The organism is Rhizobium sp. C104, assembly GCF_022354505.1.
Lineage (GTDB): Bacteria > Pseudomonadota > Alphaproteobacteria > Rhizobiales > Rhizobiaceae > Rhizobium > Rhizobium redzepovicii.
In genome coordinates, this window is record NZ_CP092354.1 from 1 (window position 1) to 22,819 (window position 22,819).

Here is a 22,819-nt window from a genome sequence, read left to right on the forward strand (position 1 = left end):
TTACGTATTGCTCAGGTTGATCAGGGAAACGCGATAGAATCCGAACAGCACCTTCGATCCTGAGGGTGAAGAAGATGCTGGTGATCGAGCCTGTCAGGAATTCGCGCATGGCAAACATCTCGCCGCGCATCCAGAGCGGCGGCAGGATCTCGAACATGTAATCGTGGCCGGCCTGGTCCAGTTCGAACCATTCGCTGCGATAGAGCGCGCTGTCATCATTTGCCCAACGGTTTGGACGCTGGACGTGCCGATCGAACATTCGGAACATCTGCCGGCGGTCGGCGATGCCCTGGTAGACTTTGCGGGTTGTTGAGAGGGTCATGGCTGGGCTCCTTCAAGGCCTCGTCCGGGCTGAAGCGCGGCCATCTTCGCGATGTCACCATTCCTCTTCAGCCCTTCCTGACCCCTCCCCCGCAGCCGCCTCTCCGTCCGGCCGGGTCAAGGGCCGGCGCAGCCGGGCGAAGCTTCACCCTTGACGCAGTCGGCGGGCATGCGGCACTCCCACATTCTCCTTCTTCCCCCTGCCCTCTTTTTCTGCCCCACTCGAAAATTAGTCTGTCCCTGAATGCGGGCGCGCGTTTCAGGTCAGGGGATCATTGCATCTCGGTCGAGTTGCGAGCCATTCGGCGGCGACGATCATGAACTCGGTCCGCTTTTCAAATTCCCGCGGCGCCGGGCACGAAGCTCCTCGTTCCAATCTTCCAGGTCAGGACGAAGCCGCTCGAAATCGCACCCCATCTCGGAGGCGATCCCGCGAAGGCGGTCGGCGTAGACGTCGCCCTGCGCGTTGTTGTCGGTAGCGGCCACCAGAAGCCCCTTATGGCGCGCCGCTATCATTCCGATTGCCGCCTCCGTAGCCGGAGCCCAGCCGCCACCCGTGCTGACATAGAGGCTATCGTGTCGGCCGGTTTCCAGAGCCGCGAGGCTCAGGGCGTCGATTGCCGCCTCGGTCACGCAGAGGCGCACTACACCGCCGTGGCCGAACCGGAACAGCACCTTGGCGCCACCAGTCGAATAGCCGCGCCATTCGGGACCGCGCTCCTCCCAGCCCGTCACGGTCCCCTCCCCGTTTTTGTGCGCGGCCCACATACTGCCGCGAGGGCCCTCGCGCAGCAGGTCGTCACGGACGGCGGCCCGGATCAGGGCTTCCGGAAGATGGCGCTCGTCGCGCAGATAGCGCCAGGTTCTCGAGCCCGGCCAGGGCTTGCGGCGCGTCCTCCATCGCTCAGCCACGGCGATTTCCGGATCGTATTGCCGGGCCTGCTTTTTCCACACTGGCTGGCGCGGCTCGTAGCCGACCAATCGGCCTACCAGCATCTTGGCCTCAGGAAAGCCGACCGTGTGCAAATGGGTCATGAGAGAGAACACGTCCCCCTTCGCATCGGAAAGCGGGTCGAACCAGCCTTTCCCCTCATGGATCACGATGACGATCTCGTCTCCAAGCCTATACTTGACCGCCCGTCGCGTGCTCTCCTTCAAATCGATCGCATAGCCGGCCGCATCCAGCACAGCCGCGCAGGGCACCCTGTTTCTAAGTTCATTCAGTTCGTGCTGATCCATTTTCCTCTTCGTGCGCCGCGGGCGCGCGCCTTTCCTTCGGGTTTTCTTTCCCGCACTTTGCGGGGCTCCTTCCGGACGACGCGAAGAGCAAAGGGGGCAAGGGCGCGGCTGGCAACCTGCAGATCTGCATCTCGGCACCCGCCGAAACAGCCAGCCGCGGCGAAGCTTCCCTTGCCGCCTGCTGCTCGCAAGCGGCACCTCAGGAGGAGGAACCCGGCTCAATGAGCCGGTCTATGGTCGAAGGGATCGAACTCGGCGATGGCTTCGACCTCGCCGTCTTCAAGTTCATCGGACGGAAGGACGCCGAACTCGTTGCCGGAGCGGAAGAGCGTGACGGGAACCATGAGAGTGCGGGCGAGCTGGAAGGCGTGGTTTTGGGCAAGAGCAAGATCAGACATTTGAAGGCTCCATCTTCGGAGCGGGCCAATCCCGCTCGATGGCTCCATCAGTGTCCGTCCCCGGGCGCGATCACCGCGGAGGCGAAGCCGCGCGCTTTTAGGCCCGGGGGTTGCGATCGTGAAGATCCGGGCTTGCTTTGGACTGCAGGGGACGATCGGGTCGATGAAATGCGCGGCCGGTACCGGCGGGATCTCGCCGCTCGCACGAAGGATCGTCACACGAATGTGCCGAAATCCGTCAGGGGTTCGGTGGAGCTTCGGCAAGGCCGCGGCGGAATAGAGCCTGGTCCGAAGGACGTGCCACTTCCAGAGGACACTGGAAGAACAGGATTTTTGTGCCAGCTTGACGAATCGGCACTTGCCCGCCAATCTCATCTTGGCGTGGCCTGCGCCTAACCTCCCAGATCTTCCCCAGCAAGGTCTTGAACGGAGGCAAAGGGACTTCTGTCTCGGGTTGCTTGTCTTGGTCCGATCGTTTCGGGCGGGTTGCTGGGGAACTGCGTCCGAGACGTGAAAGGCCCGACAATGACTCAAAACGGAAATTTCAAACGCCGTGTCCGTGCTCGCGCAGCCAAAACCGGCGAGTCTTACACCGCAGTCTCTCCATCACATAAGCAAGGCAGCGGACAATCCCGCGATCCGTTCAATACGGCTGGCTGTAGCACAAACATCCCTGTTCAACGATCCCCGTGACAGTTCGGCGCTGCACGCCAGCGCAGCAGAGATGCGCCGCCTCATGGAGGAGGCCAATAAAGCGGGGGCTCGCCTTATACACTTTCCGGAAGGCACCACCTGCTGGCCCAACAAGCGGATCATGTCCGAGGTTGGACCGAATGAAATCGGACCCTCCGATTGGACTCGCTTTGAATGGGAAGCTTTGCGTGAAGAACTGGAAGGGATTCGGAGGCTGGCAAAGCAGCTAAAGCTTTGGACGGTGTTCGGCGCCGTGCACCGACTGATCTCGCCGCACCGTCCGCATAACAGCCTCTACGTCGTCTCCGATCGCGGTGAACTGTTGAGCCGCTACGATGAGCGCCTGCTATCGAACACGAAAATCTCGTTCATGTACTCGCCGGGGAAAACCCCCGTGACTTTCGAGGTGGATGGACTGCGCTTCGGTTGCGCCCTGGGCATGGAGGTGCACTATCCGGAGATTTTCGTCGACTACGAGAACCTCGACGTCGATTGTGTCCTGTTTTCGACCGCAGGAGAGACGCCTTCTAACGCTTCGGCATTTGCCGCAGAGGCGTTGGGGCATGCCGCAAGCAATACCTATTGGGTGAGCTTTTCCACGCTCGCACCGCAGAGCACGGCCGCTCCGTCGGGGATCGCCGCTCCAGATGGCCAATGGGCGACCCAATGCCCGAAGAACGGTCTGGCTGCTATTTCAGTCGCTGACATCAACATTGACCCGGAAAATCTTGCCAGGCCATGGCGGCGGCGGGTCCGGACCGACCTCTACACGCCTCACCATGTGGAAGGTGATCCAAGGAGCGACGGGAAGAATCTTTTCTGAATAATATCGATTGTCAGGGACTCGCCGCGGTCCCTGACACCACGACATCAAAAAGTCGGCCCCAGCGCGGATCCTGAAGAAGTGATTCCACCGACCGACTAAACGAGGACATAATGACCGAAGCTATAAGCGTCGAATTCTCTTTGTTTGTCGAGCATGGCCGGGAACGAGAGGCCGCTAATTTCTATGCGGCCGCCTTTGGTGCGCAGGAAGTGGACACCTATAGCATCGACGGCGTTTTGGCGGGTGTCGTGATGAGGCTTTGGGAGATGGGCGTGACGGTCGCCGGGTCCAACCCCAATCGCGAAAAGGAGCCTTCGTCCGTTCTTCCCCAAAAAACCTGGGGCTGTCAGCACGATTTTCCAGCTTAGGGTCGTCGATATAGACAGCGCGATGCAGCGCGCCGTTGCGGCAGGAGCCGTGCTCCGTGACGAAATCCAGACGGACACGCTCAGCCGGCGCGTAGCCTCGATCTTCGATCCTTTCGGCCACATCTGGGCACTGGTAGAGCGGAAGGCCGCGGGCATGTCGCTGGCGGCGTGATCGCCCAGACAGGCCGTTGGTCGGCCCTATAGGTCATTCCTGATCGGAAACATGTCTTCGCCGTAGTGGTGAAGACGCGTGTGATGCCGTCGGCATAACCACCGCACCCTCAAAGGCTCGTCGTATTGATCATGATGGGCATCGACCGCGTCGACGCCACAGACCTCGCACGTTTGCTTCTCCAGCTCTCCTGCCTTCACCGCACGCTGCACAGCAAGGTGAGCATCGTATTTGCCCGGATTGGCACGGCGCCAATTCGCTTGGCGGGTATCGGTTTTCAGCATCGCCGCATCCTGCCTTGTGAAGATCTGTGCTCTGATCTGCTAGATACTTGCGTCAGGAGGCAAGCTCAAGGCTTCCTTAGCGATCAACGGGAGAACGCTCTCGATATATTCGTCCAGCTCGGCCCTGCTCCTGAGGCCTGTTCTTGAGTCCGTACATGCGTCGAATAGCTTCCGGTGCTGAGTTACGGTCCAAGAGCTGTCACGCAGTCAAACACATGTCGGCTTTGACCGAAAAAAGCACACAAGTTTCGGACAGCTATCCTTGCTTGAAGTCCGAAAAAAGACTACAAGTTTCGGACATGGTAGCCGATTCATCCGACCTCAAGAGTGTCATGCTCGATCGCATTCATACCGATCCGCCGCGCAAGGTATGGACGCCGAGCGACTTCGTTGATCTCGCCTCGCGTGACGCAATCGACAAGGCGTTGCAGCGACTGACAAAGGCGGGGACCCTTAGGCGAATCGATCGCGGCCTTTATGATCAGCCGGGATTCAACAAACTAACCCAAAAACCCAATCCGCCGGATCCCCGCTCCGTGATTGATGCGGTCGGGCGACGCGACCAAACGAGGATGCTCGTTGATGGAATGACCGCTGCCAACGATCTCGGCCTGACCGATGCGGTTCCGGCAAAAATCGTCGTCCACACCGATGCCCGGCGTCGTGCGATCAAGCTGGGCAACGTCACAATCGCTTTCCGGCCGACCGCAGCAAGCAAGCTGTTCTGGGCCGGGCGCCCGGGCATGCGGGTCGTACAGGCGCTTCACTGGCTACGCGATCTCCTCGATCGCGAAGGGGAGAGTGATCAGATCAGACGCAAGTTGGCCAAGCTCTTCGACGATCCTACGACCGGACCGCCGCTGAAAGCAGACCTCACGGCTGGCATGACGGCTTTGCCAAACTGGATGAGGGTGTTTCTCAAGCCCCTCGTCGAGGACGCTGCTCCTCAGGGCGATATCGACGATGATGATCAGCGCGCCTCCAAGGTTGTCAGAACGGCGCGAAAACCACTCCCCACACAGAAGACGGAGACCGTCACACGCGGTTCAACTCGATCGGCCAAGACATGAATCCTGCTTTTGACGAAGTTCTCGCAGCCGGAGAGGCTGCGATGTTGAGCGCCTTCGACACGACGGCGCAACGCCTCGGCACGGCCGCTCAGAACATAGAAAAAGACTTCTGGGTTTGCTGGACGCTGGACGTCTTGTTCAACGGATTGAAAAAAGGCGGACCCCGCCTTCTCTTCAAAGGCGGAACCTCGTTGTCCAAAGGGTTTGGCCTGATCAGCCGCTTTTCCGAGGATATCGATGTCACCGTGTTCAGGGACGATATCGGCGAGGCGGCGACTATCGAAGAACTCGAGGAACTCAGCGGTAAGAAGCGCAAGGCACGTCTCGAGGCGATCAAGGATGCCTGCAAGGCCTACATCAACGGCCCACTTCGCGACGAACTGACGGTGATCCTTGCGGACCGCCTCAAGGCCGCCGGTGTTGATGCCGCAAAAGCGCGGATCGAGGCTGACGACAGCGACCCTGACGGTCAGACTTTGCTGATCTGGTACCCCGCGGCGACGCCGCGTTCCGATTATGTGAGGGCGGCCATCAAGATCGAGTCGGGCGCGAAATCCGCGCTTGATCCGAACAGCGAAGTGCCGATCAAGCCCTATGTCGACGATGATCTTCCGGCGCTCGACCTGACGGTGCCGGCGGTGCGGACCGTCGATCCCGAACGGACCTTCTGGGACAAGGTCGTAATTCTCCACGGGCTGCGGCGCTGGTTCGACAAGCGTGATGAATTAAAAGGCGGCGGCCAACGTGTATCGCGACACTATTACGATCTGCACCGGCTGATTGGGACAGCCGTTGGGGCAGCCGCCATCAAAGACAGAGCACTCGGCGACGATTGCGTCGCGCATGCGCGCATGTTCTTCAATCGGCCCGACTTCGACCTTGCGACCGCTGTACCCGGCTCGTTCGCGCTTGCGCCGCATGACGCGATGGTCGAACAGCTCTCGCGTTGATTACCGGGCGATGCAGGGCATGATTTTCGGCGAGGCTCCGGCGTTCGAAGCCGTGATCGAGAGCATCGCTTCGCTCGAGGCAAGCCTGAACAAGATGGCCGAATGAGGCGGGGGCGGCGATGAAGAAGCTGGAGGGATCGGTGGGCGCGAAACCGGAGCCGGACGCATATCGCAACGGCTACGCGGTGGTCGCGCCGCTGCGCAAGCGACGACTGACTGGCGAGCTTTATGAGCGCGACCCGAAGGTGGAAACACTCATCGCAGAACTGGCAGCCCTGCCGCGCGAGGAGTTGATCGGCCGAGCGGCAATCACCAAGCGCTCCGACCCAGGCTACGTACCGAGCGAGTGCCTCGTATATTTCATTCGCGCGTCTCGTTACGACAATAACGAGGCCTGGTTCGAGCGGCTATACCGCATTCTCATGGAGCGGGTGCTGCGCAGCGTGCCCAGATCAGAAAACTCCGACGGCAAGACTGAATCGCTGACGCGCAGCCTGGTCCGTGACAAGGTCTTCAGCCGGTTTGTCGAAATGCTGTCCGCGGACCGGGCATCATACGTCGACAAACTCGACTATTTCGAAGTGCGGTTCGATGGCGCTGTTGCGAGCCTCAGACGCGATGCCCAGGAACAGGCTTGGCGGGACGAGAACAGATCCCAGCCTCTCGAATATGACGAGGAGAGCGGTGAGCTGACCGCGGAGGTGGAGAGAGCGGCCGGGGCCCATGATCCTTTTGCCGCACCGGATTTCGACGATCCGGTTTACCGGTCGCGTCTAGATGCGGCGATTGAAGCTCTGCCGCCAGAACAAATCAGGATCATACACATGTTGAAAGAGGGCTTTCCCATAGATTCAAAGGAGCCAGACGTCATGACCATCTCCAAGGCATTGGGCCGCTCCGAGAAGACGATCCGGACCTATCGCGATAAAGCGATTGCAACATTGCGGTCGGCTCTGGCTGACGGGGAACAGCAATGAGCCCGGCTGGCGAACGCCCCTCCCGTGAAGCCGTGCTTGACGCATTCGCTGTCGAAAGCGAGCAAGATCGTTCGACCCTCGAACGCTATCTGCGGCTTTATCCGGAATATGCCGCGGAACTCGTTGACCTCTCGCGCGAGCTACGCCGTGAAATTCCAGAAGATGACGCGCCGCTCTCCGCTGCGGATCAGGCGCTGATCGAGGCCGCCTGGTCGCAACACGCCAACGCTTTGCCAGCGGCCGGACCAGATCCTTTTGCGGCTCTGACAGCCGACGATTGGCGCGCCGTCGCTCGCCAACTGGATGTCCCGCGCCAGGTCATCACCGCGTTGCGTGAACGGCGGGTGTCACTGCTGAGTATTCCGCAACGGTTTCTTAAAAATCTGGCAGAGGCGATGCGCTGCTCGCTCACACAGCTGCAGATGTCTTGGGGACCGGCACCGTTGATCGCAGCTCGCAGCTACAAGGCAGATGGCAAGCCGAACGCAGGAGACCAGGTCACCTTCGAGAAAGTTCTGATCGACGCCGGCGTTTCCGATGAGAGGCGCGCCGAGCTTTTGAGAGAGGCCGAATGACATGGATAGCGTGGAGCTTGCCAGGCAAGTCGCCGCCGAGCTTCACGCTCACCTGGTTCAATCCGGGGCCGATCCCTGGTCGCCATATGACTTCGTCGTCACCGAAGCCAAACGACGGGGCATCGACGTTGAGCCGACTGCGGCGGGTGCCGCTCTTCTCAACGGCGGTCGCGCGACCTTCATAGCCGCCGACGACCTGATCCTTCATGAGAATGTCGGTTCCTTGTTCGACAGAGCCTTCCTTGTTGCGCACGAGATTGGACATGTCGAGCTTGGCGACGATCCCGATGATGCTCCAGCGCCGACAATCGATCCCGCTCGCGCGGCCGAGCCTTCGCCGGTCGGCATTGATCGGGTTGTCGACTACGGGCGCAAGCAGCGGCGCGAAGTTCAAATGGATCTGTTCGCGCGCGAACTGCTGCTGCCGCGCAACGTCGCGCGGGCACTTCATATCGACCAAGGGCTTTCCGCATCCGACATTGCCACGAAGCTCGGCGCACCATTCGACGTCGTCGCGCAACAGCTGTTCGATGCCCTGCTCCTGCCGCCGGTGCCGCCGGCGAACGAGGCGGCGCATGAGGAACGGCCATTGAATCCTTTGCAAGCGGCGGCAGCGGCACATCGCGGCGAAGCCTATCTGCTCGAAGCGGGTCCAGGCACCGGCAAGACCCAGACGCTGGTTGCACGCGTCATAGGCCTTCTGGAAGAGGGGGTCGATCCGAGGCGGATCTTGCTTCTGACTTTCTCGAACAAGGCAGCGGGCGAAATGGCCGAAAGGATCGCGCGCAAGCGGCCCGAGGCGGCCGCCGCTATGTGGATCGGCACGTTTCACGCCTTCGGCCTCGATATCATTCGGCGATTCTATGCGGAACTCGGCTTGCCGAAGGATCCGCGGATGATGGATCGGACCGAGGCTGTCGAACTCCTCGAGGAAGAGTTTCCGCGCCTGAAGCTTTCCCACTATCGGAATCTCTATGATCCCACCCAGATTATCGCCGATATGCTGGTTGCCGTGTCGAGAGCCAAGGATGAGGTGGTCGATGCCGACAGCTACGCTGCGCTCGCCGGCGCCATGCTGTCAACGGCGGCTGACCCGGAGGCGCGCGAAGCGGCAGAGCGCGCCGTCGAGGTCGCCCGCCTCTACGCGGCCTATGAGCAGCTAAAGCGCAATGCGAACTGTGTCGACTTTGGCGACCTTGTCGCCCTACCGGTGCAAGTGCTCGAGAAGGATGCGGCTATCCGCGCGACACTCCAGGCGCAGTACGATCATGTCCTCGTCGACGAATATCAGGACGTCAACCGCAGCAGCGTGAGACTGCTAAGCGCACTACGCCCCGACGGCGATAATCTCTGGGTGGTCGGTGACGCCAAGCAGTCGATCTATCGGTTCCGCGGAGCGTCATCGTTCAACATGTCGCGCTTCGGCAGCCAAGATTTCACCGGCGGCAAACGCGGTCGATTGAAGCGCAATTATCGCTCGGTGCCTGAGATCACGACCAGCTTTTCCAATTTCGCGATCAAGATGCGCGCTGGCGATGCCGATAGCGGCCTGGAGGCAGAGCGGGACGCCAATGGAAATGAGCCGGAACTGCGCACCGTGCGGCGAGCCGAAGAACAGCAGGTCGCCCTGGCCGAGGCGATCGAGGAACTGCGGCGCGAGGGGCATGCCTATCGCGATCAGGCGGTCTTGTGCACCGGCAATGAAAAGCTGTCCAGGATAGGGCAAGATCTTGAGCGCCTCGGTGTGCCGGTTCTGTTCCTGGGCAGTCTGTTCGAGCGAGGTGAGGTCAAGGACCTGCTGGCGCTCCTATCAATCCTCGTGGACCGGCGCGCCATGGGTCTCGTTCGCATCGCCTGCTGGCCGGATTTCGCGATGCCTTTCGCGGACGTCGCAGCTGTATTCGCGTACTTGAGAGCTACAGATTCCGCGCCGGCGCGTTGGCTGCAAAATATCGACTCCATCCCGGAACTGAGTGAGGCAGGACGCCGGACGCTGGGCAACCTGTCAGTTGCCCTGGATGGATTCGGCGACGCCACCTCGCCGTGGACAATTCTCGCGATGCTGCTTCTTGATCGCACGCAGATTGCGGCACGTCTCGGAGCATCGTCGGACCTCGGTGATCGCACCCGCGGTATTGCAATCTGGCAGTTCCTCAACTTCGTGCGCGTACAGCCGGCGGGTCGCGGGCTGCCGGTAACGCGTCTGCTCGATCGCGTGCGCAGACTTGTGCGCCTGGGCGACGACCGCGACCTGCGACAGTTGCCGGCAGCAGCACAGCATCTCGACGGCGTGCGACTGATGACGATCCACGGCGCCAAGGGGCTGGAATTCGAAGCGGTGCATATCCTGGGACTTAACAGCGATACCCTACCGCGGGCCCCGCAGGCTCCGCCATGCCCGGCGCCGACGGGCATGATCACTGGTGCGGAAGGCAGCGCCCTGGATGCGTTCCGCGTTGGCCAGACCGAGGAGCAAGAATGCCTCTTCTATGTAGCCCTGTCACGCGCTCGCGACCGCCTGTTCCTCTATGCACCGACAGAGAAGAGCAATGGGCACAATCGGCCGCTCTCACCGTTCCTGGACCGCCTCGGGACCACGTTGATGCGCCGTCCGATCGTGCCGGGGCGACCCCTCCCCCCGGCCGCAGACTCGCAGAGTGTTGAATTGATCATCGACGGTCGGCTTCGCTTTAGCGGACCGCAAATCGCTCTTTATGAGTCATGTCCCCGCCGCTTCTTCTACACGCATGTCCTTCAGGTTGGCGGACGTCGAACCACCACCGCGTTCATGCAGTTGCACGAGGCAGTTCGCTCGGTGGTTGGGGCGGTGGTCGCTTCTGACCTGTCTCTTTCTGAGCGGGAGTTGCAAGATCGCGCGGAAGCAGCGTTCGTCAGCCAAGGGCTTTCCGATCATGGATATCGCGCCGAATTCCTCGATCTCGCCTTGGCGATGCTGCGGTTCTTTCTGTCCAGCCGCGCAGGAATGGTCGCGAAAGTCCCTACCGCTGTCAGTCTCATAATTGGCGGCGAGGAAATCCTCGTCCAGCCGGACGAGGTGCTGGTGCGCCCTGATGGCGTCCGCGCCGTGCGCCGCATCGGCACAGGTCACATGCGATCCACGGAGGGCAAGGATGTCGCCGCCGCGGCGTTGATCCTCGCGGTCAAGCAGGCCTTCCCCGGCGCCGTTGCAGAGCTGCTCCACCTCTCGGACAGCGAAGCGCATCCGTTATCCCTGTCGGACCGCGAACTATCGGGGCGCAGAGACAAGCTTGCAAAGTTTCTGGGCGAGATTCGCGCGGGGCGGTTTCCTGCCGCGGTTTCATCGTTCACGTGCCCGAACTGTCCCGCGTTCTTTATCTGTGGCTCGACCCCGGAAGGACCGCTTAAAAAAAAGTTTGCCTGACCTTACCGGTCGGCCAATGTCGCACCGATTGGATCCTTAGAGCCGTGGCGTCGCCACGGCGAATACATAAGGAACCAATCTATGACTACAAACGAACTTCTTGATTATGACGACGTCGGAGACGCCCTGCGCGAAGGCCGGGCACTTCGTCCGGCGAAAGCGTATCGCTTTCTGCTTGGTGAGGGCGACCTCAATTTTCAGCAGCGTCAGGTGAGCGATCCCGTGCCGCTCGGGCGCCAGTTGCTGGAGGCCGCATCGCTCGATCACCGGCATGGCTATAGCCTCTTTGCGATCCTGCCCACGGGCGATTTCGAGGATGTGCGGTTGAACGAGTCCTTCGACCTGCGCGAGCGCGGGGCTGAGCGGTTCATTGCTTTCCAGTCGGATCGCGAATTCAAGCTGACCCTCAACGACGACGAACTGCGCTGGGGCAAACCCGTCATCAGCGGTGCTGTCCTTTATGGTCTGGCAAAGCCAGGAGACAACGAGGCGGTATTCCTCGAGGTTCCGGGCAGTGAAGATCGCCTGATCGAACACAACGAGCTGATTGATCTGAACGGCGCCGGCATCGAGCGCTTCATCACCGCGCGCAAGCCGCCGGTGACCTTCGAAATCGTCGTCAACTCGCGTCTCCGCACGGTGGACGAACAGACGGTCACGTTCGAGCAGGTCGTCCAGCTCGCGTTTCCGGGCCAGCACGAGCCGAATGTCGTCTTCTCGATGACCTATCGGCACGCGGCGTCGGCGCCCCATGCCGGAGAACTCGGGGCTGGCGGCTCCGTCGATGTCAAGAAGAAAGGTACGGTGTTTAATGTCACGCGCACTGTTCAATCGTAATCCGGACCTCAAGCGCCTGCTGGACGAGGGCTACTTCGTCCAGCAGCAGGGCGGCTATCTCGTTATGCGTGAGATCCCTTACGTCGACGAGCGCCGACAGCCGCGCATCGGCACGTTAATCTCCAGCCTCACGCTAGCGGGCGATCAAACCCGTACGCCCGACACGCATGTCGTCCACTGGGATGGTGATTTCCCCTGCCATGCCGATGGCGTTCGAATTCAAGGGATTTCGCACATGAGCGGCACCTTCGACCTTGGTCATGGTCTGAAGGCGACGCACAGCTTCTCCAGCAAGCCGGAGGGCGGCTATGCGGACTACCACCACAAGATGACGAGCTATGCGAACATCATCGCAGGCCCCGCTGCAGTACTGAAGCCCGGTTCGACCGCACGCACTTTCCGCGAGCCCGAACAGGAGGAAGAGAGCGTCTTCAACTACGTCGAGACTGCGTCCGACCGCGTTGGTATCGGCGCGTTGACAGGACGGCTCGTGGGCGAGCGCATCGCCATTATCGGGCTCGGCGGCACGGGCGGCTACATTCTCGACCTCGTCGCGAAAACACCGGTTTGCGAAATCCGGATCTTCGACAGCGATGAATTTCTCACCCACAATGCGTTCCGCGCGCCAGGTGCTCCCAGCCTGGACGAGCTCCGGGACGCGCCCAAGAAGGTCGAATATCTCAAGCGCATTTACAGTCGCATGCACCGCAACATCGTAGCGAACGATGTCGCTCTGAACGCTGACAACCTCCACCTTCTCGACGGCGTGACCTTCGCGTTCCTTTCCCTTGATGCGGGTGAGGCCAAGCAGTCAATCGTGGAGAAACTCCAGGCAATCGGCGCCGGTTTCATCGATGTCGGGATGGGTCTTGAGCTTGATGAAGGCTCGCTGGGTGGCATCCTGCGGGTGACCGCCAGCACGCCCGAAAAGCGGGATCACGTGCCGCAGCGCATTTCCTTTGTGGGCGGCGGCGCCAAAGACATCTACGCCTCCAACATCCAGGTGGCCGACCTCAACGCACTCAATGCCGTTCTCGCGGTGGTGAAGTGGAAGAAGATCCGCGGCTTCTATCGCGATCTGGAGCAGGAACACCACTGCACCTACACGACCGACGGCAACATGCTGATCAACGGAGACCTCGCATGATCCGGTACCAACGACTTGAGCACCGCTTCGTCGAACATATTCCCGAGCGTCTGCAGGCTGGTGTCCTCTACGTGTCGATGGACTATGCGACGTCAGCCCATAGTTGCTGCTGCGGCTGCGGCGAGGAAGTGATCGTCCCCTTCACACCGACGGACTGGAAGATGACATTCGACGGCGAAACCATCTCCCTTCGTCCGTCAATCGGCAATTGGACGCTGAAGTGCCGGTCACATTATGTGATCGAACGAAGCAAGGTTATCGAAGCAGGCCCGTGGAGCGAGGAGCAGGTCGAAGCTGAGCGTCGTCGCGATCGCGCCGCTAAGGAGCGTTTCTACGGCCAGCCGGCAAAGGTCGAACCTCCTGCCCATACCGCTCCGGCAACGCCCCAGCGCGGTGTCTGGCGACGCATTTGGACGTGGATATCAGCACCTAAGCAATAAACCTGTGAGTTACATTGCGACGCAAGCATATCGCGCCAAAGTGTACTTCCAAACCGTTGCTTGTACCTCATAAGAAGGACCGTGCGGCCTGAAAAGCGGGCGTTCGCGCGGTCCACGGCACAGCGAAACCGACCGGGAAACGGGTTGGTGAGGAAAGGGAACATCATGACCACTGTAAGTCGGTCAACACTTGTCGTCCATGGCCGCCTCGCTATGCGGGAAGCCCGGCTTGCGGCTGCGCGCGACGGTCGCCACGGCCTCCAGATCATGTCTTTTGAGCAAGCCGCTGCGCGACTTGCAGGCGGCTTCGCCCGGTCGATCGACGAGGAAAGCCTGCGCGCGGCCATCCAGGTGGTTTTGCCAGAAACGTCGATGGGCGAACTCGAAAGCATCAAGATGCTGCCGGGCATGATTGGCGCGGCGGCCGACTCGCTGCACAAGGCATGGCGCGCAGGCATCGAACTTTCAGCTCGGGCAGGCGACCATCCGCGTCTTGGCGCCATGGCTGGACTGGAGGCTGCGGTCCTTGCGCAACTTCCGGACGGAATGATGCGCCCCGTCGACATCGTCGCCATTGCAGGCAGCCGCATTGCTCACGCACCGGCGATTTTCGGCGACCTCGAAATCGTCGGTCTGACGGAACTGTCCCCGTGCTGGCGTCCGCTGGTCAAGCAGCTTGCTGAGCGCATCCCGGTGCGATGGACGGCCGGACCGCGCTCCGTTCCGGCCTGGCTCGGCGATTGCGGCGTCACCGTCGCCCAAGGTGGGATCGAAGAGCCGGCTGTCCGTTCCATTAGTTGCGCGACCGCTCACCACGAAGCTATCGAGGCGATGCGCTGGGCACGTGCCTTGCTCGCCGCGGGCATCTCGCCTTCCGAAATCGCCATCGCGACGGCTTCTCCGGCCGATTATGACGACCACTTCCTGGCCTTGCGCGCCGACGCCAATATCGACCTGCATTTCGTTCACGGCGTTCGCGCCGTCGCGACGCGAGAGGGACAGGCTGCTGCGGCACTTGCCGACATCGTCGTGCGTGGGCTCACACAATCACGTCTGCGCCGCTTGGCTTCGCTGTGCCGAGAATCGACGCCGCTGTCTGGTCTTCCCGACGGATGGCTGCGAGTGCTGCCGAGCGATGCACCCTTATCGACATCTGCCGCGTGGAATCGTCTGCTCGCACGCCTCAAGCCGGAAGATTGGCCCGATGGCACGGATCACGTAGCAGCTTTGCGGGCGGTGGTTGAGTTACTTGCCCAGGGACCAGATGCCGCAAAGGAGATAGGCGAGGTTTTCCTCGAAGGCAGGGCGCTGTCCATCTGGCGCAAGGCGCTGCTTGCCGGGCCTGCCACGTCCGTTGACGCCACGCTTGATGCATTGAAGCAGGACGACGAGCTGGAGGCCTGCGTGTCGGTCGCGTGGATGCCGGCAAGCGCGCTTGCCGCATCGCCTCGACGCTTCGTTCGGCTGATCGGGCTCAACTCTTCGCGTTGGCCGCGCGGGATTGCTGAAGACAGGCTGATACCCGATCACATCATCCCGACTGGCGAGCTTGACCCTCTTCCCGTCAGCCTCGCCGATCGCAGGGATTTCGAAACGATCCTTGCGACCACCTCCCGTGAGGTGGTGCTTTCCCGCGCCCGTCGTGACAGCGACGGCCGTTTACTCGGCCGCAGCCCGTTGTTTGCCGCCTACGGCGATGAAGCCTATCTGCGCCGTAACGCAATTCCTGAGCATGCCTTCAGCGAAACCGACCGACTGATGGCTCGCCCGCGGGAGTTTGCCGCTGATCCTCAGGCGATCGGCGCCCGCAGCTGCTGGCGGGACTGGCGCACGGCCGACATCACCGCTCATGATGGCCTCGTCCGGCCTGATCATCCGCTCATTCTCGCTATTCTCGAGCGGACCCAGTCGGCCAGTTCGCTGAAAACCCTGCTGCGCAGCCCGCTCGGATTTCTTTGGCGCTACGCTTTCGGGTGGAAGTCGCCGCAGAGCAGCGCTGAACCGCTGGTGCTTGATGCGCTTGCGGCCGGCGATCTCATTCACTTGGTGCTTGATCGCGCATTGCGGGCTCTTGAAACGGCCGGCGGGCTGGCTTCCGCCAATGCGTCCGCCATCGAGGGAGCCGTGGCCGAGGCCGTGGACGCGGTCGCCATCGACTGGGAAAGCGAACGCCCCGTTCCCCCCAATGTCATATGGGGCCGAACACTTGCTGACGTGCGCCTTCTGGCCGGTCAGGCGCTTGCCTATGACGACGTGCATCTGCCCGGCAGCCGTTCCTATGGCGAAGTGCCCTTTGGTGGGTCAGAACCCAAGTCGACGGCAGAGCTACCTTGGGATGCGACCTTGCCCGTGGCAATTCCAGACACCGGGTTTTGCATCGCCGGCTACATCGATCGGCTCGATATTGCCCGCGACGGAAGCCGCGCGCTGGTTCGCGACTATAAGACCGGAAAGCTTCCCAAAGGCGAAATTCGGCTGAACGGCGGACGCGAACTCCAGCGCTGCCTCTACGCTTTCGCTGTGAAGGCGCTGTTGGGCGACCATGTCGCGATCAGCGCATCACTGCTTTATCCGCGCGAAGCGATCGACCTTCAGCTCGATGATCCAGAAGCCACGCTGACGGAAATTGTCCAGCATCTGCGGGCGGCGCGAAGTGCATTTGCGAGTGGCGCCGCCTTGCCCGGTCCGGATACGGGCAGCGATTATGACGATCTTGCTTTCGCTCTGCCGGCCAACGCCAGCGCCACCTACTGCAAACGCAAGCAATCCGCCGCGACCGAGCGGCTTGGCGAAGTCGCTCTGGTCTGGGAGGCGGAATAATGAATACCATGCAGAGAATTCTCAAGGACGATGACGCCCGGCGCGATGCCATCAGCGGGCACGACCGTTCGATCCTGGTTGAGGCCGGCGCGGGTTCGGGCAAGACTGCGGTCATGGCGGGGCGCATCGCAGTCATGCTCGCGCAGGGTGTTGCACCGCGCGCTATTGCGGCAGTTACGTTCACGGAACTCGCCGCGAGTGAACTCCTTTCCCGCGTGCGGGACTTCGTCACCGATCTCGCCGTAGGTCGCATTGCGCCCGAACTCCGCGTCGGGCTGCCGAACGGACTGTCGCAAGCGCAGCGCGATAACCTCATCATCGCGAGCGCGGCCATCGACGAGATCACCTGCTCGACCATCCACGGCTTCTGTCAGCGTTTAATCAAGCCCTACCCTGCCGAGGCGGATATCGATCCCGGTGCAACCGTCATGGACCGCAACCAGGCGGATCTCATCTTTCTCGAAATTGTCGATGAGTGGCTGCGAGAACGCTTGTCGGGCAATCAGAGCGGAATACTCGCCGAAATGGTGTTGCACAGTCCAGGCGAGACCGTGGCGCTCATGCATAAGATCGCCGGAGCCTTGCGCCGGCGCAGGAGCCTCGTCGCGCCAGCGGTAACAGCACTAGCCCAGCATTTGCAGGCATTTCGCCAAGCGGCCGATAGGCTTTCTGCCTTCATGCGGGCAGCCGGCGTCACCGAGCCGGAGACCGAGGTCTACGCGGCTCGCTTTTCCGAAATGGCGACGCGCTTGCCAACTTCAGCTGATGCATCAACGCCTGCAGGTCTCGTCGGACTGTTAGTGTCACGCCCCCATCCCGATCTGTGCACCAAGGCTGGCGGGTTTTCATCTTATCGCAAGAAGGGCAAATGGGTGGCCGCGGCGAAGCAGGCAGGGCTTTCCAAGGCTGACGGCGACCGGCTCAATGATGCTGCAGAGAGCCTTTTTGATGCCTGCTGCGCCGCCTGGACCGCGCTTCTACAGGCCGCGTCCGGCCAGGTGCTCGCGACGCTCATCGATGAGGCACGACCAATCCTGGAGCGGTACCGAGAACACAAGCGCGCCAGCGCCCAGCTCGATTTTGATGACCTCATATACGCTGCCCGTGATCTGCTCCGAGATCATGAGGCGGTACGGCAGGCGCTTGGACAGCGCTACGCCCGCATTCTCGTGGATGAGTTTCAGGATACAGATCCCTTGCAGGCGGAAATCTTTTGGCGCCTGTGTGGCGATGCTGCAGACGGGGCTCAGGATTGGACCAGCTTTCGAATTCGCCCCGGCGCGCTCTTCGTTGTTGGCGACCCGAAGCAAGCAATTTATCGCTTTCGCGGCGCAGACGTCGGGGCCTATGTCCAGGCGCGCGCGGCCTTCGCGGCACGGGATGCAGACGGCCTGGTGTCGATCTCGACCAATTTCCGCTCCTGCGCCTCGATCCTCGCATTCGTCAACGAGCGCTTCGAGGCGATCCTGTCAGCGGATGGACAGCCCGGCTTCACGGCGCTCGACCCTTTTCACAACGATCGCGGCGAAGGCCTTTGCGTCGCCGCCCTCGACATTGCAGTCGCGGACGCAGACGGCAAGGCGAGCGCCGAACAGCAACGTGACGCGGAGGCCGATGCCGTGGCCGAACTCTGCGCCCGCTTGATAGGCAGCCACCACATTTTCGACCGAAAAAGTGGTGAGGACCGGCTGTGTCAGCCTGGCGATATCGCTCTCCTTGCCCCGACCGGCGCGGACCTGTGGCGCTATGAAGAAGCGCTGGAGCGGCGGGGCATTCCGGTGGCGACACAGGCTGGCAAGGGCCTTTTCCGCCGGCAGGAGATTCAGGATCTCATTGCGCTGACCCGCGTGCTGGCAGATCGCCGTGACACCCTGGCACTGGGTGCGCTATTGCGCGGCCCACTTGTCGGGCTGAGTGAAGAAGAGCTGCTGGACATCAGCTGGACCTTGCCGCGCTCGGAGGACGAACCCAACCGGATTCCTCGTCTCGACCTTGGCGTCGATCCGGCGGCTATCGGTCATCTTGTAGCTCGCGACGTGCTTCAAAAGCTGCAGGCGCTTCATCGGGGCAGCAACGGCACAACACCACACGCGCTTCTTTCCCAGGCTATAGATGTATTGCGCGTGCGTCCTATCCTCCTCGAACGACACCGCGGTCAGGCCGAGCGCGCGCTCGCCAATGTCGATCTTTATCTCAGTCTGTCGACGAACTATGCGGTCCGCGGCTTGCGGGCATTCTCCGAGGCGATGACCGCAGCTTGGACCGATGAGGCCCGCGCCGTCGAGGGCCGGCCAGACGCTCAGGAAGAAGCCGTCGCGCTCTTCACCATGCACGCGGCCAAGGGCCTCGAATGGCCGATCGTCATTCCCATCAACACAATGACCGGTGTGATGCCGCCCGACAGCGCAGTGCTCGACCGGCAGAACGATACGTTCTACTGCCCAATTCTCGGGGTCCCGCCGACCGGCTATGAGACCGCGCGGCAGGCAGAAAAGGACGAGCTCGACCGTGAACGCGTACGTCTCTGGTATGTCGCTGCCACGCGTGCCCGGGAGTTACTGGTTCTTCCGCGACTCGACGTGACGCCTTCGAAATCGGCGTGGATCAGTCTCGTCGACTTGTCGATCGCAGCGCTCGCCACGCTGGACGCGTCGCACCTGCCGCCAGATCCCGTTGTGGTCGGTGGCGGCCCGAGCAACGACCAGACGCGCGAGGCCTTCGCCGCCGAGGCCGGCGCGATCGCCGATCGGCAAATGCGCCTGACATGGCTTGCGCCAAGCCGCGACGAGAATGCAGCCGGGGCGATACTGCAGGAAGAGGAACCGGATATCTGGAGTGGATCAGACCAAGGTGCGCCGACCGAGCTCGAAACACCCGCCTCTCCGCAGGGTGGTCGCGAGCGCGGGCTTATCCTGCATAAGCTGATGGAAGAAGTCCTGACCGGCGAAACCGACGACGCGCTCGCGGCGCTCGCCACGCGCGCCGAAGAACTTATCCGCGCGCTCGGCAAGGTTCCGGTCGCCAATTCGGCCGCCGGACTCGTGCCGGAAGAACTGGCCGGCTGCGTTAGCCGGACGCTGGCGCTGCCGGAAATCGCGCCTCTGCGGTCAAGTCTGCTTGCCGAGTTTCCCGTTTATGTCCTCCGTGCAGAAGACAATGAAATTTTCGCAACGGCAGGCATCGCGGATGCTCTTACGGTCAACCACGAAGGTCGCCCTGTCGTGGTGGTCGATTGGAAGAGCGATGTGGACCCAGATGCAAAGACACTGGACCAGTACCGGGGCCAGGTTCATGCCTATCTCGAAACGACAGGTGCCGAGCTGGGCCTGATCGTGCTGATGACGAGCGCGACCGTAATCGCCGTTAATCCGGCAAAGGCGCCCCTGCCGCCCTCCTGACGACGAGATCACCGCAGCCTGCGGAACGCCTGTTCGGCTGGTTTCTTAGCGGTGATAACACCGCCGCAGGAGCCAGCCGCCGATTTTAACTCACTGCCCAGACGGATGCACATGTCCTACCTTGCTTGGATTGATTTCGACCCGGAGGAACGACGACGCGCTCAGACGCTCATCGATCTCTTCAAACAACCAGAAGCTCGCGACGAGTTGGGTCTCGGAACTGTGCGCGACGGGCTTGCCGATTTTCTTTTTCCAAGGACCAGCACCATCCAGACACGGCTGCGCTATATGCTTGTTCATTCCGTGGACCGATTGCGAGGCAACGCCGAAAGGCGACGCAAGCAGAACGCACAAGCATTGCGCGCGATCTGGAATTTCGGCTGAGCGAAGCGCTGCTTCGCGGCGGTGAGACTGTCGGTGTGATCGGCCGTGATGCCGGCCGAGACCTCAAGCGGCTTGCCTCAAGTGTGTACTGGGCGGGTCTGAACAGTCTTGGTATCCGCACCATGATGGGTTCGCAGGCAACCTTCCTGTCCTATGGTCCTGAAATGTTCAAGGATCACGACCTGAAGCTTTGGTCATCAAGCCTGCCGAAGGCGCCTGCCAATCTGTTTGAGGAGGCAACATTCGCTCTGACGCCGAAGGAAGCGGACTTTCTGCGCGACCCCATCGCCAGTAACGCGAAGCCGAGCCTGCTGAATGAACTGTCTGCGACGGGCAAGTCCTTCAGCCAGGATTGGCCATGGCAGAGCGAGAGCACCATCTCAAAGTCCAATCGCGCGCTACTGCGCCACGCAGAGAGATTTTCCGGCGTGATGTATGGCGCAAGCTTGCTCTACAATCTCTTGCTGGCGCGGCGTGCCGCTGAACGACCGAACGCAAAGAAGCACGCTGATGCTCCAGCGCTGATAGCGCATTACCGCTCGCGTCTCGACGATTGGACGACGAAGCTCAATTTCTTCGACTTGAACAGCTGGGACCTTGACGGCCGTGCCTGCCGTGCGTCGGGCGACTTGATATCGACGATCCCGGCATCAAGGGAGCTGCCGAGAAGGCGAGACTCCGTATTATTGACGTTACGTCTGTTCAAGCGTCAGACGGCATAGGGCACGACCGCTATGCATCCCTGGCAAGGTTCGACGCTCAGGTCGCGTCCTTTGACAGTGGCAGACCCGCAACCGCTGGTGAAGTGGGCGCCTACGTCCTTGACACCGCGGGCGATGCAGTCGCGACCCCGTTCCAATTTGCTGGGAGCATCGTTGGCGCTCAGAGATGACGACCTCTAAACCTTTGGGCGCCTTCTCGATGTAGGCCTCACGAAGTACGTCCGCAGTCTACGGTGTCGCGCATTAAAGCTCATCCGCTCGGGGCCGCGGAACTCTGCGGGCGAAGGGCAGCCCCCTGGGCGGAAGTGATCGACGATTGCGCCACCGCGCCATAACTGTCACCGCGTCTGTGATGCGCTCGAATTCGGGGAGCCGGGAGAGATGCAGGTGGTTGTGCCGCCAGCGTGTGCAGATCGGAAATTTGCTTAGTCCGCTCTCACGCTCGGCCAAATTGACGTTGGTTGATCCGGTATAAACAGCTTGACGCACGATCACCGCATGCGGTCCGCTCGAAATGGGTAAGCCGAGTGAAACAATCGTTCAGCGCACCGACGGATCAGCGCTCTCGACTATGATCCACATATATCTGCTGCATGGTGGATTTTCAAGAAAGCGACAGGCAAGATCGAGCACTCAGGAGCCTGAGTGGTGCATCCTCCCCTCAGATCGCCATGACCTCAGCTTGAAATAATCGTCGGCTTTACCGTTCAACAAGTCAGCCTCCAGATCGAGGGCTGCCCGCACGATTGCATCCATTTCCCTCTCCCGATTAACCACTTCATATCGCTCTTCAAGGCGGCGCTGCTGAATTTCAATTGATTCCCGCCAATAGGGGGTTCCCTTAATGTCAGCATGTGTTTCAACGTATCTGGCCAACGGACCGCCCGTTTCCCAGCCTATGAAACCCGGGCAGGCGCGGCAAAACTCGTAGAGCTTATCGTCGCTCGTTGCGATCCAGACATCATGCTCGATGACCCCGAAACTAAACTGCTCCCGCGAGTTGTTCACGATATCTGCAGCAGAAATCAGCTTGAGATCGTTTGCTCCATTCAAAGCGATGCGCTCCAGGATTTTGGCAGGTGTCAAACCTTTGCCGCCGCCCTTTTTCAGTTTCGCGAAATTGTTTGTGATCGCGACTTTCCGCGTCCTTAGTTCTTCCGATATGCCATTCTCGGGCGCGAATATGTATCGCGCGATCGTCAGTTCCTTGAGACTGATAAGGTCGAGTACCTCGGCGCAATAATCGATGTAGAGGACGAATTTTCCTAAGCCATCCAACGCATCTAATCGGTGTATGACATTCATCGCGAGCAATGAAGCGTATGAGCACGCGATTGTCTTCTGACGCTCTAGTGGTAGGGCGCTGAAATGCTCGGGGTCTGCTCCTCCGCCCGCAAGCGGAACTTTTATCGCGTTGGGGTCTCCACCGAACTTTGGCAGATAGTCGCCGAGAAATCTGTCGAGCGCTGCCTCAACGTCACCTCTGCGCGCAGGAGGGAGTTCCTGGTAAGCGGCCGCGGGCGAGATGAATACGCCATACTTCGAGGTTTTCTCGATAAGTCTCGCCAGTTCCAGAACACCAGCATTCTTGAGTTCCTGGTGTCGCTGACCGGTCTTATAGGCGCTTTCGATTGCAATCAGGATATTGGTGTCGAACATAATATTGGTTTGCCTACCAATCCGATGGTTTTTTCGGATAGCATCTCTATCGAGGTTGATGATTTCGGTTGAGTTCGACGATGATTTGAAAGCGCGTATCATGAGATTCTCTGTTCAGTACGTTCTGCGGGAAGTT

The 22,819-nt window shown here is 60.9% G+C and carries 16 protein-coding genes and 4 pseudogenes; 15 read left to right on the top strand and 5 right to left on the bottom strand.

The window, feature by feature from the left end; genetic code table 11:
• The 3 genes from MF410_RS34010 to MF410_RS34020 form a co-directional block, all read right to left on the bottom strand.
• A partial coding sequence (locus MF410_RS34010) for a DUF1419 domain-containing protein (RefSeq protein ID WP_239621178.1) occupies window positions 1-322 on the bottom strand: 322 nt, incomplete at its 3' end.
• A 314-nt stretch (window positions 323-636) separates the two neighbouring features.
• The gene (locus MF410_RS34015) at window positions 637-1,560 is read right to left on the bottom strand and encodes a DUF3991 and toprim domain-containing protein (RefSeq protein ID WP_239621180.1); all 924 of its coding nucleotides are present in this window, start codon (window positions 1,558-1,560) and stop codon (window positions 637-639) included.
• A gap of 218 nt (window positions 1,561-1,778) precedes the next feature.
• Window positions 1,779-1,958, bottom strand: coding sequence for a hypothetical protein (locus tag MF410_RS34020; RefSeq protein ID WP_239621182.1), 180 nt, complete (start codon window positions 1,956-1,958; stop codon window positions 1,779-1,781).
• A 525-nt stretch (window positions 1,959-2,483) separates the two neighbouring features.
• Here MF410_RS34020 and MF410_RS34025 point away from each other — a divergent pair.
• From MF410_RS34025 to MF410_RS34035, 3 genes and pseudogenes are all read left to right on the top strand, one after another.
• Window positions 2,484-3,474: pseudogene (locus MF410_RS34025) on the top strand (carbon-nitrogen hydrolase family protein).
• A 113-nt stretch (window positions 3,475-3,587) separates the two neighbouring features.
• Window positions 3,588-3,845 (top strand): hypothetical protein, encoded by a 258-nt coding sequence (locus tag MF410_RS34030; protein WP_239621184.1) that lies wholly within the window; start codon window positions 3,588-3,590, stop codon window positions 3,843-3,845.
• A 22-nt stretch (window positions 3,846-3,867) separates the two neighbouring features.
• Window positions 3,868-4,017: a hypothetical protein gene (locus MF410_RS34035; protein WP_239621185.1), complete on the top strand. Its 150-nt coding sequence runs from the start codon at window positions 3,868-3,870 to the stop codon at window positions 4,015-4,017.
• Window positions 4,018-4,043: 26 nt separating this feature from the next.
• Here the strand turns inward: MF410_RS34035 and MF410_RS34040 are convergent, their stop codons facing one another.
• On the bottom strand, window positions 4,044-4,301 hold the full coding sequence (locus MF410_RS34040) for a hypothetical protein (RefSeq protein WP_239621186.1): 258 nt from the start codon (window positions 4,299-4,301) through the stop codon (window positions 4,044-4,046).
• Between the two features lie 215 nt (window positions 4,302-4,516).
• Here MF410_RS34040 and MF410_RS34045 point away from each other — a divergent pair, with 215 nt between their 5' ends.
• From MF410_RS34045 to MF410_RS34100, 12 genes and pseudogenes are all read left to right on the top strand, one after another.
• Window positions 4,517-5,371, top strand: a complete 855-nt coding sequence (locus MF410_RS34045; RefSeq protein WP_239621187.1) for a DUF6088 family protein — start codon at window positions 4,517-4,519, stop codon at window positions 5,369-5,371.
• Window positions 5,368-6,427: pseudogene (locus MF410_RS34050) on the top strand (nucleotidyl transferase AbiEii/AbiGii toxin family protein). The gene MF410_RS34045 and the pseudogene MF410_RS34050 overlap by 4 nt, the downstream one beginning before the upstream one ends.
• Window positions 6,428-6,440: 13 nt before the next feature.
• On the top strand, window positions 6,441-7,298 hold the full coding sequence (locus MF410_RS34055) for a DNA-binding response regulator (RefSeq protein ID WP_239621188.1): 858 nt from the start codon (window positions 6,441-6,443) through the stop codon (window positions 7,296-7,298).
• The gene (locus MF410_RS34060; protein WP_239621189.1) at window positions 7,295-7,873 is read left to right on the top strand and encodes a hypothetical protein; all 579 of its coding nucleotides are present in this window, start codon (window positions 7,295-7,297) and stop codon (window positions 7,871-7,873) included. The genes MF410_RS34055 and MF410_RS34060 overlap by 4 nt, the downstream gene beginning before the upstream one ends.
• Before the next feature lies 1 nt (window position 7,874).
• Window positions 7,875-11,276: a UvrD-helicase domain-containing protein gene (locus MF410_RS34065; protein WP_239621190.1), complete on the top strand. Its 3,402-nt coding sequence runs from the start codon at window positions 7,875-7,877 to the stop codon at window positions 11,274-11,276.
• An 81-nt stretch (window positions 11,277-11,357) separates the two neighbouring features.
• A complete protein-coding gene (locus MF410_RS34070) occupies window positions 11,358-12,113 on the top strand; it encodes a multiubiquitin domain-containing protein (RefSeq protein ID WP_239621191.1) in 756 nt (251 codons plus the stop codon).
• Window positions 12,088-13,260: a ThiF family adenylyltransferase gene (locus MF410_RS34075; RefSeq protein ID WP_239621192.1), complete on the top strand. Its 1,173-nt coding sequence runs from the start codon at window positions 12,088-12,090 to the stop codon at window positions 13,258-13,260. The genes MF410_RS34070 and MF410_RS34075 overlap by 26 nt, the downstream gene beginning before the upstream one ends.
• Window positions 13,257-13,700 carry a DUF6527 family protein gene (locus tag MF410_RS34080; protein WP_239621193.1) on the top strand — a complete coding sequence of 148 codons (444 nt, stop codon included), beginning with the start codon at window positions 13,257-13,259 and terminating at the stop codon, window positions 13,698-13,700. Before MF410_RS34075 ends, MF410_RS34080 begins: the two co-directional genes overlap by 4 nt.
• A gap of 165 nt (window positions 13,701-13,865) precedes the next feature.
• Complete coding sequence (locus MF410_RS34085; RefSeq protein ID WP_239621194.1) at window positions 13,866-16,520, top strand: PD-(D/E)XK nuclease family protein; 2,655 nt, start codon at window positions 13,866-13,868, stop codon at window positions 16,518-16,520.
• A complete protein-coding gene (locus tag MF410_RS34090; RefSeq protein ID WP_239621195.1) occupies window positions 16,520-19,918 on the top strand; it encodes a UvrD-helicase domain-containing protein in 3,399 nt (1,132 codons plus the stop codon). Before MF410_RS34085 ends, MF410_RS34090 begins: the two co-directional genes overlap by 1 nt.
• A 111-nt stretch (window positions 19,919-20,029) precedes the next feature.
• Window positions 20,030-21,024 (top strand): annotated as a pseudogene (locus tag MF410_RS34095) (DUF6361 family protein).
• A pseudogene (locus MF410_RS34100) lies at window positions 20,922-21,194 on the top strand (hypothetical protein); the annotation flags it as partial. The pseudogenes MF410_RS34095 and MF410_RS34100, both read left to right, overlap by 103 nt.
• Before the next feature lie 463 nt (window positions 21,195-21,657).
• Here the strand turns inward: MF410_RS34100 and MF410_RS34105 are convergent.
• Window positions 21,658-22,785: a hypothetical protein gene (locus MF410_RS34105; RefSeq protein ID WP_239621197.1), complete on the bottom strand. Its 1,128-nt coding sequence runs from the start codon at window positions 22,783-22,785 to the stop codon at window positions 21,658-21,660.
• Between the last annotated feature and the right edge of the window lie 34 nt (window positions 22,786-22,819).